We start from the raw sequence: 10,416 nt of genomic DNA, 5'->3' as shown, positions 1-10,416 counted from the left end.
GGTCATGGCCTCGACCTGGTCGTGGGTCACATAGAGGCTGGTGGTGCGCAGGCTGGCATGCAGCTTCTGGATTTCCAGCCGCATCTGCACGCGCAGCTTGGCGTCCAGGTTGGAGAGCGGTTCGTCGAACAGGAACACGGCCGGCTTGCGCACGATGGCGCGGCCCATGGCCACGCGCTGGCGCTGGCCGCCGGAGAGCTGGCGCGGCGTGCGTTCCAGCAGCGCACCCAGTTCCAGGATGGCGGCCGCACGCTGCACGCGCTCGTCGATCTCGGTCTTGGACAGGCCCTGGATCTTCAGGCCATACGCCATGTTCTGGTACACCGTCATGTGCGGATACAGCGCATAGTTCTGGAACACCATGGCGATGTCGCGCTCCTTGGGTTCCAGGTCATTGACCACGCGCTTGCCGATGACGATCTGTCCGCTGCTGACCTCTTCCAGCCCGGCGACCATGCGCAGGAGCGTGGATTTGCCGCAGCCCGAGGGCCCGACCATGACGATGAATTCGCCATCGGCGATGTCGGCATCGATGCCATGGATCACGTCGACCGCCTTGGTGCCGGCGCCATAGGTCTTGCGGACTTGCTTGAGATGGATTGCTGCCATGATTGTCAGTCTCTAACTCTCGGAATGATATAAATTATTTCTCGGAATCAACCAGGCCCTTGACGAACCATTTCTGCATCACCACCACCACCAGCCCGGGCGGGAGCATGGCCAGGATCATGGTGGCCATCACCAGGTTCCACTCCACCGCCGAATCACCGCCGGAGATCAGCGTCTTGATGCCGATGCCGATGGGATACATGCTGGTGTCGGTGGCGATGATGAGCGGCCACAGGTACTGGTTCCAGCCATAGATGAACATGATCACGAACAGCGCGATGACATTGGTGCGCGACAGTGGCCACAGCACATCCTTGAGAAAGCGCAGCGGCCCGGCCCCATCGATGCGCGCAGCTTCGGCCAGTTCATCGGGCACCGTCAGGAAGAACTGGCGGAACAGGAAGGTGGCCGTGGCCGAGGCAATCAGCGGTACGCTCAGGCCTGCATAGCTGTTGAGCATGCCCAGATCGGACACCACCTGGTAGGTTGGCGTAATACGCACTTCCACCGGCAGCATCAGCGTGACGAAGATCATCCAGAAGAACAGCCCGCGCCCCGGAAAACGGAAATACACGATGGCAAAGGCCGACAGCATGGAAATGGAGATCTTGCCGATGGCGATGATGAGCGCCGTGGCCAGGCTCACCCACAGCATGTTGAGCACCGGCGGTGCGGTCACCTGCCCGGCCGCGCCCTTGAAGAGCACGGCGCTGTAGTTGTTGATGAATTCCCCGCCCGGCACCAGCGACAGCGGCGACAGGGCCGACTGCTCGGCGGTCTGCGTGCTGGCCACGAAGGCGACATACAGCGGGAAGAACACGATCAGCACACCCAGCACCAGGACCACGTGGCTGAGGAAATCGAGGACGGGACGGCGTTCGATCATGCGGCCACCTCTTCAGTTGGGAAGATCAGGAAAGCGTTCATGGCGACGGGCTTCATGCGTATTGCACCTTCTTTTCAACGTACTTGAACTGCACCACGGTCAGCAGGATCACCAGTGCCATGAGCACCACCGATTGCGCCGCCGAGCCGCCCAGATCGCCGCCCTTGAAGCCATCGGTGAAGACCTTGTAGACCAGGATCTCGGTATCCTTGCCGGGACCGCCGTGGGTAGTGGCGTCGACGATGACGAAAGTATCGAAGAAGGCATAGACCACGTTGACCACGAACAGGAAGAAGGTGGTCGGCGAGATCAGCGGGAAGACGATGGTGAAGAAGCGCTTGACCGGCCCCGCACCATCAATGGCCGCCGCTTCGATGAGCGACTTGGGAATCGATTGCAGGCCGGCCAGGAAGAACAGGAAGTTGTAGCTGATCTGCTTCCAGATGGCGGCAACGACGATGAGAATCATGGCGTGCGTGCCATTGATCATGTAATCCCACGGCAAACCCAGCCAGGCCAGCACGTGAGAGAGGATGCCCAGCGAAGGACTCAGCAGGAACATCCACAGCACCCCCACCACCACCGGCGAGACCGCATAGGGCCAGATCAGGAAGGTCTTGTAGACCGAAGCGCCCCGGCGCACGCGGTCGGCGAAGACCGCCAGCAGCAGCGAGAGCGCCAGCCCGAAGAAGGCCACCAGCGCCGAGAAGAGCGCGGTGGTGCGGAAGGATTCAAGATAGGTCGGGTCGGCAAAGAGCGTCTTGAAATTGTCGAACCAGACGAATTCGGAATAGCCGCCGAAGGCATCCTGCAGCAGCATGGACTGATACAAGGCCTGGATGGCCGGCCAGAAAAAGAACAGCAAAGTGATGATGATCTGCGGTGCCACCAGCAGATAAGGCAACCACTTCGAAGTGAATCGCGCGCGTTTTTCCACGATCGTTCCAGCCAGGGATCGCCTGGCCGCAGAAGTTGAATGAATCGGAAACGGAGGTCAGCTTGCCGACATCCCAAAACGGAAGCCGGCGCTGCGCTCCGCGATCACGGAGTACAACGCCGGTTCCTGCCCCGTCACCGCGTTCAGGCGGGACGGGAGGTGTTGCTGATGAGACTTACTGGTTGCCCTTGTTGGCCTTCTCGAAGCGGGCCAGCAGTTCGTCGCCGCGCTTGACGGCGGAGTCCAGGGCTTCCTTGGCGGTCTTTTTGCCGGTCCAGACGTTTTCCAGTTCCTCGTCGAAGACGGTACGAACCTGGGCGTAATTGCCCAGGCGCAGGCCGCGCGACTTCTCGGTGGTCTTGACGATCATCTGCTTGACGGCGACGTCGGTGCCCGGGTTGCGCTCATAGAAACCGGAGCTCTTGGTCAGCTCGTAGGCGGCCTTGGTGACCGGCAGGTAGCCGGTGTCCTGGTGCCACTTGGCGGCCACTTCCGGCTTGGACAGGTAGCTGAAGAACTTGGCCACGCCCTTGTACTCGTCGCTCTTCTTGCCGTTCATGACCCACAGCGAGGCACCGCCGATGACGGTGTTCTGCGGTGCGCCCTGCACGTCGTTGTAATACGGCAGGGTGGCCACACCGAACTTGAACTTGGCGTTCTTGCGGATATCCGCATAGGCCGAGGACGAACCGGTGATGATGGCGCACTCGCCCGCATTGAACTTGGCATTGGCCTCGTCCTTGCGGCCGGCGTAGGTGAAGTAGCCCTGCTTGACCCAGTTCGACAGGTTCTCGATGTGGCGCACGTGCAGCGGGCTGTTCATCTTCAGACGGGCATCGAGGCCGCCGAAGCCGTTGTTCTTGGTGGCCAGCTCAACGTTGTGCCAGGTTGAAAACGATTCCAAATGCACCCAGGATTGCCAGGTCGTGGTGTAAGCACACGATGCACCGCTGGCCTTGATCTTGGCGGCCATGCCGACGAATTCCTGCCAGGTGACGGGCGGCTTTTCAGGATCCAGGCCGGCCTTGGCGAACATGTCCTTGTTGTAGAACATGATGGTGGTGGAGCTGTTGAAGGGGAAGGACATCATGCCCTTCGGGGTCGAGTAGTAACCGGCCACCGCAGGCACGTAGGCATTCTGGTCGAACTTCTCGCCGGCCTGCTGCATCACTTCATACACCGGCTTGACCGCGCCCTTGGCGTAGATCATGGTGGCGGTGCCCACTTCGAACACCTGCAGGATGCTGGGCGCATTGCCGGCACGATAGGCGGCGATGGCAGCCGACATCGATTCGTCGTAGGTCCCCTTGTAGACCGGCACGATCTTGTAATCGCCCTGGGTCTTGTTGAAGTCGTCGGCCAGGGCGTTGACACGTTCGCCCAGGGCGCCGGTCATGGAATGCCACCAGGTGATCTCGGTTGCAGCGAAGGCAGAGGAAGTGATCGTCGCCAGGACACCGGTCGCGATCAGCGTTTTCATCATGTTCATCAGAGGGAACCTCTCGAAAAATGGGGTTTTGATGCTAACAACGCTCCATGACAGCCGCGTTACATTAGCCCTGCGGCAGGCTTTGGGCAAAAGAAATGCATGTGGCCGTGCAGCACGAAACCCCGGGGGATGTCTCAGAAAATAAGAATTCGTTTTTATAAGTTCTGCTGATGTGTAGCACACCGCATTCACTGTCAGCACTTTGTCAGCTCATCAGCAAACAAGCCTTGAAAAGCACGACAGTGCGGAAACGGCGACGCGAATTATAATGCGGACTTTCGATTTTGCGGACATTCCATGGACAGGCTCAGGCTTTACGCGCTGCTGGTGCGCGCCCACAAACCCATCGGCATCCTGCTCTTGCTGTGGCCCACGCTCATTGCACTGTGGCTGGCCTCGGGCGGCGTTCCCGACTGGCGCATCCTGGTGATCTACGTGCTGGGTACGGTGCTGATGCGTTCGGCCGGCTGCGCCATCAACGACTATGCCGACCGCGACTTCGACCGGCATGTGAAACGCACCGAACAGCGCCCTCTCACCTCCGGCAAGATCAAATCGTGGGAAGCGCTGATGGTGGCCGGGGTGCTGGCGCTGGTGTCCTTCCTGCTGATCCTGCCGCTCAATGCGCTCACGCTGCAACTGTCGGTGGCAGCCGTGATCATCGCGGGCAGCTATCCGTATTTCAAGCGTTTCTTCGCCATCCCCCAGGCTTACCTGGGCATCGCCTTCGGCTTCGGCATTCCGATGGGATTTGCCAGCGTGACCGGCAGCGTGCCGCTGGCGGCCTGGGTGCTGCTGGTGGCCAATATCTTCTGGGCCGTGGCCTATGACACCGAGTATGCGATGGTGGACCGGGACGACGACCTGAAGATCGGCATCAAGACCTCGGCCATCACCTTTGGCCGCTACGACGTTGCGGCCATCATGCTGTGCTACGTGGTGGCGCTGGCGCTGATCTGGGTGGTCGGCCTGCAATACGGACTGGGACTGTGGTTCACGGCGGGCATGCTGGTGGCCTGCGGCTTTGCCGTGTATCACTACACCCTGATCCGCGAGCGCGACCGCATGCGCTGCTTCGCGGCCTTCAACAACAACAACTGGCTGGGTGCGGCGATCTTCGCCGGTGTCGCGCTGGATTACCTGATGCGCTGATGTGCTGATGCATTGATGACAGGCAGGCCCTGCGGCTGCCTGGCGAAAATTCAAAGGAAACGGGATGAAAGCGGAATTTTGGCTCGAACGCTGGCGCGACGGACGCACGCACTTTCACCAGTCGCGGGTGACCCCGCTGCTGCAGAAATACTGGCCGCAACTGGCGCTGCCGGCCGGCAGCACGGTGCTGGTGCCCTTGTGCGGCAAGTCGCTGGACATGCTGTGGCTGGCCGAACAGGGCCATCGCGTGCTGGGGGTGGAGTTGTCGGAACTGGCCATCACCCAGTTCTTCAGCGAGCACCAGCTGACCCCGGCAGTGCATGAAAGCGCGCAGGGCCGCCATTACGTGGCGGGACAGATCGAACTGATCTGCGGCGACATCTTCGCGCTGGAGGATGCCACCCTGGCCAACTGTGCCGGTGCCTATGACCGCGCCGCCCTCATCGCCCTGCCCCCGGACATGCGTGCGCGCTACGTGGAAGAGATCTATGGACGGCTGCCAGCGCAGGCACGCAGCCTCTTGATCACGCTGGAATACGATCAGGAAAAAATGGAAGGGCCGCCGTTCTCGGTGGCCGAAGAAGAAGTACTGCGCCTGTACGCACCCCATAGCGACGCCGTGGCCATCGACCGGCGCGATATCCTGGAGAAGGAACCCAAGTTCCTGGAGCGCGGATTGCGGGCGCTGGATACGGTGGTTTATCGTTTGCAGCGCAAGGGCTGACGTCCCCTTACACCTCAGCCGTCGTCCTCACCACCGTCACCCGGCTGATGAGGAACTCCCCCTCCACCACCACCCGAAACGGCACCCCGGCCACGTTGAATCCGGGGCCGCCCTCGTCGTCCCAGACCTGGGCTAACGCATCGAAGTCGCGCGGAGTCATCTGCAGCATCTGTGCGCTGATGACGAAGGTGGCGCCGGTCTTCTGCCGGCGCACGATGTCTTCCAGTTTGGCCATGTGGATTCCTGATTCTTGAGATGGCGTCAAGGGCGGCACGCGTAGATGCGCGGCCGCTGCCTCAACGCGCCGGCAGCAGCGCCATCACGTTGACCGGCTTGCCGTTGCGGCGGATTTCAAAATACAGCTTGACCTTGTTGGTGTCGCTGTTGCCCATGGTGGCGATCTGCTGGCCGCGCGTGACCATCTGGCCTTCCTTGACCGTGATCGTCGCATTGTGCGCATACACCGACAGCAGCTGCGGCGTGTGCTTGATGATCACCATGTTGCCGTAGCCGCGAATGCCATGCCCGGCATACGTCACCTTGCCCGCTGCAGCGGCCACCACCGTCTGGCCCTGGGTACCGGTGATGTCGATGCCCTTCTTGTAGCTGTCGGCGCTGGGCGCGGACTTGCCCTGCGTCGGCCACATCCAGTCCAGCTTGGCATCGGCCGGGGCCGGGGCATCGTCATCATCTTGCGACTTGGGCGCTGGTTTGGCGGCGTTCTTGCGCGGTGTGGTCTCCGCACCGGAAGAGGCGGACGCACGCGGCGTCTGCCCGGCACCGGTACGGGCCACCACTCCAGCCGGCGGACGCACCAGGATGCGCTGGCCGACTTCGAGATCATCCGGATTGCGCAGGCGGTTCCAGGTGCGCAGGTTGGCCGGGCTCTGGTCGAAGTCGCGGCCGATGCTGTAGAGCGTGTCGCCGCGCTTGACCGTGTAATAGCCCTCGCTGTCGGCCGTGGAGGCGCAGCCGGACAGCAGCAGCACGGAAGCCAGCGGCAAGGCCGCCAGCAGGCCCAGGAAGCGGTCAGCCTGTCCCATCAGGCCTTGCCGAACTCGTCGCCCAGCTCCTTGCTGCGATGGGCGGCGGCTTGCAGGGCCTGCACGATAGCCCCCTTCACGCCCGATTGCTCCAGGCTGGTCAGCGCGGCATAGGTGGTGCCGCCCTTGGAGGTCACGCGCTCGCGCAGCGTGGCCACGGATTCATCGGAGCGGCGCGCCAGTTCGGTGGCACCGGCGAAGGTCGCCTTGGCCAGTTGCAGGCCGTCTTCCGGCGACAGGCCCAGCTGGGCCGCTGCCTGCTCCATCGCTTCGAGGAAGTAGAACACGTAGGCCGGGCCGCTGCCGGAGACGGCGGTGACGGCGTCGAGCTTTTCTTCGCTGTCCAGCCACAGGGTCTCGCCCACGGCCTTGAGGATGGAATCGGCCTGGGCGCGCTGCAGGGTCGAGACCTGCGCATGCGGTACCACGCCCGAGATGCCCTTGCCGATCAGGGCCGGGGTATTGGGCATCGCGCGCACGATGGCCTGGTGGCCATCCAGCCAGCGCGACAGGTCCACCATGCGGATGCCGGCGGCAATCGAGACGATCAACTGGGCCCCGATGAAGGGCTTCAAGCTGGCCACCACCTCGCGCATCTGCTGCGGCTTGACCGCCAGCACCACCACGTCCGCGTTGGCGAGGGTGCCATCGATGGACTGCGCGGTGGTCACACCGAACTTGTCCTTGAGCGCCTGCAGCGCATCGGCATTGAGATCGACCACGTGGATGTCTTCTGCCGCCGCGACCTTGCCGGCCAGTCCGCCGATCAATGCCGCTGCCATGTTGCCGCCGCCGATGAACGCTATCTTCACTTCCGCTCCTTGTGTCTTGTGTTGAGGCTTGATGATTGGGTAAAAAACTTCACAGGGGCCAAATCGCGTGCCCCCTCACGGGCCATCACGCGTAATGCCTTGCCCCGAAGATGGCGCTGCCGACCCGCACGATGGTGGCCCCTTCGGCCACCGCTGCCTCCAGGTCGGCCGACATGCCCATGGACAGAGTGTCCAACGGCAGTCCGCCTGTGCGCAATTGTTCATACAGGCCGCGAACCGCTGCAAAGGCGGCGCGCTGTTGCTTCATATCGTCGCTGGGGGCGGGTATCGCCATCAGGCCACGCAGGCGCAGCCGGGGCAATTGCGCCACCTGGGCCGCGACCTCGGGTAATTCCTCCGGGGTCAGGCCGCTCTTGCTGGCTTCGGCGCTGATGTTGACCTGCAGACAGATGTTGAGCGGCCCCAGTTCCTCAGGCCGCTGTTCCGACAGGCGCTGGGCGATCTTGAGACGGTCCACCGAATGCACCCAGTCGAAGTGCTCGGCGATGGGCCGGGTCTTGTTGCTCTGGATGGGGCCGATGAAATGCCATTCCAGTGGCGTATCCGGCACCAGGGCGGGCAGCGCGGCGATCTTGTCGAGCGCTTCCTGCAAATAATTTTCGCCAAAGGCGCGCTGGCCGGCGGCCACTGCTTCGGCCACCGCCTCTGGTCCAAAGGTCTTGGAAACGGCCAGCAACTGCACCGAGGACGGCACCCGCCCGGCCTGGCCGGCGGCCTGGGCGATCTGTTGTTGCACGTGTTGCAAGTGTTGAGCGATTGACGACATAATCCGGGAGCCGGAAGGGGCAGCCTGCAGGGAGATAACGATATTGTTGGTCCAACCTTGCCGGGATTATAAATGGACATTGCCACCCTACTGGCATTTGCCGTCAGGAATCAGGCTTCCGATCTGCATCTTTGTGCGGGGCTCGCGCCCTTGCTGCGAGTCCACGGGGCCATTCGCCGCATCAACCTGCAGCCGCTGGACGGCGCTCACCTGCAGCAATCCCTGCTGGCGGTGATGCCCGCGCCCCTGCAACCGCACTACCGCGCCGGGACCGATTGCGACTTCGCCCTGGCGCTGCCGGGACTGGGCCGCTTCCGCATCCACGCCTTCCACCAGCAACGCGGCCCGGCCGCAGCCATCCGCCCGCTGGGCCAGCAGCCGCCGGCATTGGCTGAACTGCATGCCCCACCCGCCTGTGCCGAACTGGCCACCCGCCCGCATGGCCTGGTGCTGGTGAGCGGGCCGACCGGGTCGGGCAAGAGCAGCACGCTGGCGGCCATGGTCAGGCTCATCAATGAGACGCGCCCGGTCCACATCCTCACCCTCGAAGATCCCATCGAATTCCTGCACACGCCCTGTCGCGCCCTGGTCAGCCAGCGCGAGATCGGCACCCACGTTGCCAGTTTCGCGCAGGCCCTGCGGGCGGCGCTGCGCGAGGATCCGGATGTCTTGCTGGTCGGCGAGCTGCGTGATACGGAGACCCTCCGCCTGGCCCTGACCGCCGCCGAGACCGGCCATCTGGTGCTGGCCACGCTGCATGCGGCCTCGGCCGCGCGCGCAGTGGATCGCATCATCGATGCCTTCCCCGAAGGCGAGAAGGACACCGCGCGCGCCCTGCTGGCCGAGGCACTGCAGGGCGTGGTCGCGCAGGTCCTGGTGCCGGCCGCTGACGGTGCCGCACGGGTGGCGGCCCATGAAGTGCTGGTGGCCACGGCGGCGGTGCGCAACCTCATCCGCGAGGGACGCAGCGCGCAACTGCTTTCGGCCATGCAGGCCGGTGCCGCGCAGGGCATGCAGACGCTGCAGGCAAGCCTGTCGCTGCTGGTGCAACAGGGACGCATCAGTGCGGCAAGCGCACGCGAACACGGCCTGCAGGCCTGATCCCCCGTACGGGCGGCCCCAAGCAAGCCCGCGCACAGCGGTTTAGAATGGCGGCCACACCGATGCTAGCCTCAAGGAACGATCCATGACCACTCTCTACGATTTCCAGCCCCAGCTGGCCGACTAGACGCCCTTCCCGCTGGAACAGCTGCGCGGCAAGGTGCTGCTCATCGTCAATACCGCCAGCAAGTGCGGCTTCACCCCGCAATACAACGGCCTGGAAGCCATCCATCGCCAGTTCCACGCACGCGGGCTGGAAGTGATGGGTTTCCCCTGCAACCAGTTCGGGGCGCAGGAGCCGGGCAATGCCGAGGAAATCGGTGCCTTCTGCGAAAAGAATTACGGCGTGAGCTTTCCGCTGTTCGCCAAGATCGATGTCAATGGCGACCAGGCCGATCCGCTCTACCAGTACCTGAAGAAGGAAGCGCCGGGCCTCCTGGGCAGCAAGGCCATCAAATGGAATTTCACCAAGTTCCTGGTGCGACGTGACGGCACCGTCTTCAAGCGCTATGCGCCGCAGACGCGCCCTGAGGAAATGATTTCCGATATCGAAACGCTGCTGGCCGAATAAACCAGTCCCCTCTTCATGCCGGCCAGCAGCCCTCGTGCAGCTCGCGCCCGGCAGCGGCCAGCGCGGCCGGCATGAAATACGCATGGGCCATCAGCAAGTGGCCCGGCTGCGCAGGGTCCGGCGCTTCAAGCTCCACCTCGATCTCCTGCCGCGTGTAGAGCACCGGCACTTCCTCGAAGCGATCCAGCTGCGCCATCATGGTGTCGGGCACTTCCCAGACTTCACCGGCGATGCGGCACGGTCCCTGCTCCCACACCAGCGCCGGATAATGCGGCAAGGCCACCAGCCGCCAGCACTGCACGCTG

General features: G+C 63.2%; 13 protein-coding genes. 4 read left to right on the top strand and 9 right to left on the bottom strand.

Going from position 1 to position 10,416, the window contains the following annotated elements:
• The 4 genes from B3873_RS01275 to ugpB form a co-directional block, all read right to left on the bottom strand.
• Positions 1–609: ATP-binding cassette domain-containing protein (locus B3873_RS01275; RefSeq protein WP_286863651.1), on the bottom strand; the 609-nt coding region annotated here is incomplete at its 3' end.
• Between the two features lie 34 nt (positions 610–643).
• Positions 644–1,495 carry a sn-glycerol-3-phosphate ABC transporter permease UgpE gene (gene ugpE, locus B3873_RS01270; protein WP_034341291.1) on the bottom strand — a complete coding sequence of 284 codons (852 nt, stop codon included), beginning with the start codon at positions 1,493–1,495 and terminating at the stop codon, positions 644–646.
• A 52-nt stretch (positions 1,496–1,547) separates the two neighbouring features.
• Complete coding sequence (ugpA, locus tag B3873_RS01265) at positions 1,548–2,432, bottom strand: sn-glycerol-3-phosphate ABC transporter permease UgpA (protein ID WP_039786977.1); 885 nt, start codon at positions 2,430–2,432, stop codon at positions 1,548–1,550.
• Positions 2,433–2,607: 175 nt separating this feature from the next.
• Positions 2,608–3,921 carry a sn-glycerol-3-phosphate ABC transporter substrate-binding protein UgpB gene (ugpB, locus tag B3873_RS01260; protein WP_286863650.1) on the bottom strand — a complete coding sequence of 438 codons (1,314 nt, stop codon included), beginning with the start codon at positions 3,919–3,921 and terminating at the stop codon, positions 2,608–2,610.
• A 297-nt stretch (positions 3,922–4,218) separates the two neighbouring features.
• Here ugpB and ubiA point away from each other — a divergent pair, with 297 nt between their 5' ends.
• Positions 4,219–5,073, top strand: a complete 855-nt coding sequence (ubiA, locus tag B3873_RS01255) for a 4-hydroxybenzoate octaprenyltransferase (RefSeq protein WP_039786971.1) — start codon at positions 4,219–4,221, stop codon at positions 5,071–5,073.
• Between the two features lie 64 nt (positions 5,074–5,137).
• Positions 5,138–5,797 (top strand): thiopurine S-methyltransferase, encoded by a 660-nt coding sequence (locus tag B3873_RS01250; protein ID WP_209534280.1) that lies wholly within the window; start codon positions 5,138–5,140, stop codon positions 5,795–5,797.
• Positions 5,798–5,804: 7 nt separating this feature from the next.
• Here B3873_RS01250 and B3873_RS01245 read toward each other — a convergent pair whose 3' ends face one another.
• From B3873_RS01245 to B3873_RS01230, 4 genes are all read right to left on the bottom strand, one after another.
• On the bottom strand, positions 5,805–6,032 hold the full coding sequence (locus B3873_RS01245; RefSeq protein WP_088755680.1) for a hypothetical protein: 228 nt from the start codon (positions 6,030–6,032) through the stop codon (positions 5,805–5,807).
• Between the two features lie 61 nt (positions 6,033–6,093).
• Positions 6,094–6,840, bottom strand: coding sequence for a peptidoglycan DD-metalloendopeptidase family protein (locus B3873_RS01240; protein WP_286863649.1), 747 nt, complete (start codon positions 6,838–6,840; stop codon positions 6,094–6,096).
• The gene (gene proC / locus B3873_RS01235; RefSeq protein WP_121043767.1) at positions 6,840–7,652 is read right to left on the bottom strand and encodes a pyrroline-5-carboxylate reductase; all 813 of its coding nucleotides are present in this window, start codon (positions 7,650–7,652) and stop codon (positions 6,840–6,842) included. The genes B3873_RS01240 and proC overlap by 1 nt, the downstream gene beginning before the upstream one ends.
• An 85-nt stretch (positions 7,653–7,737) precedes the next feature.
• The gene (locus tag B3873_RS01230; protein WP_286863648.1) at positions 7,738–8,439 is read right to left on the bottom strand and encodes a YggS family pyridoxal phosphate-dependent enzyme; all 702 of its coding nucleotides are present in this window, start codon (positions 8,437–8,439) and stop codon (positions 7,738–7,740) included.
• A gap of 72 nt (positions 8,440–8,511) precedes the next feature.
• On the opposite strand from B3873_RS01230, the gene B3873_RS01225 reads away from it, so the two are divergent.
• Together B3873_RS01225 and B3873_RS01220 are read left to right on the top strand one after the other, a co-directional pair.
• Positions 8,512–9,540 carry a type IV pilus twitching motility protein PilT gene (locus tag B3873_RS01225; RefSeq protein WP_286863647.1) on the top strand — a complete coding sequence of 343 codons (1,029 nt, stop codon included), beginning with the start codon at positions 8,512–8,514 and terminating at the stop codon, positions 9,538–9,540.
• A 139-nt stretch (positions 9,541–9,679) separates the two neighbouring features.
• On the top strand, positions 9,680–10,111 hold the full coding sequence (locus B3873_RS01220) for a glutathione peroxidase (RefSeq protein ID WP_286863653.1): 432 nt from the start codon (positions 9,680–9,682) through the stop codon (positions 10,109–10,111).
• A gap of 13 nt (positions 10,112–10,124) precedes the next feature.
• Here B3873_RS01220 and B3873_RS01215 read toward each other — a convergent pair.
• Positions 10,125–10,416 (bottom strand): gamma-glutamylcyclotransferase family protein (locus tag B3873_RS01215; protein WP_286863646.1); only part of this gene is annotated, 292 nt, incomplete at its 5' end.

The sequence above is a fragment of the Herbaspirillum sp. UBA812 genome, from assembly GCF_002296545.1.
Classification (GTDB): Bacteria; Pseudomonadota; Gammaproteobacteria; order Burkholderiales; family Burkholderiaceae_D; genus Herbaspirillum; species Herbaspirillum huttiense.
The sequence above is the reverse complement of the archived record's forward strand: the minus strand, read 5'-3'. Positions and strand labels throughout refer to the sequence as shown.

What these genes read in the sequence shown, in the direction of transcription:
- ubiA (WP_039786971.1), top strand. Translation starts at nt 4,219, where the DNA reads ATGGACAGGCTCAGGCTTTACGCGCTGCTGGTGCGCGCCCACAAACCC.
- B3873_RS01240 (WP_286863649.1), bottom strand. Translation starts at nt 6,840, where the DNA reads ATGGGACAGGCTGACCGCTTCCTGGGCCTGCTGGCGGCCTTGCCGCTG.
- B3873_RS01225 (WP_286863647.1), top strand. Translation starts at nt 8,512, where the DNA reads ATGGACATTGCCACCCTACTGGCATTTGCCGTCAGGAATCAGGCTTCC.
- ugpE (WP_034341291.1), bottom strand. Translation starts at nt 1,495, where the DNA reads ATGATCGAACGCCGTCCCGTCCTCGATTTCCTCAGCCACGTGGTCCTG.
- B3873_RS01250 (WP_209534280.1), top strand. Translation starts at nt 5,138, where the DNA reads ATGAAAGCGGAATTTTGGCTCGAACGCTGGCGCGACGGACGCACGCAC.
- ugpB (WP_286863650.1), bottom strand. Translation starts at nt 3,921, where the DNA reads ATGAACATGATGAAAACGCTGATCGCGACCGGTGTCCTGGCGACGATC.
- B3873_RS01230 (WP_286863648.1), bottom strand. Translation starts at nt 8,439, where the DNA reads ATGTCGTCAATCGCTCAACACTTGCAACACGTGCAACAACAGATCGCC.
- B3873_RS01245 (WP_088755680.1), bottom strand. Translation starts at nt 6,032, where the DNA reads ATGGCCAAACTGGAAGACATCGTGCGCCGGCAGAAGACCGGCGCCACC.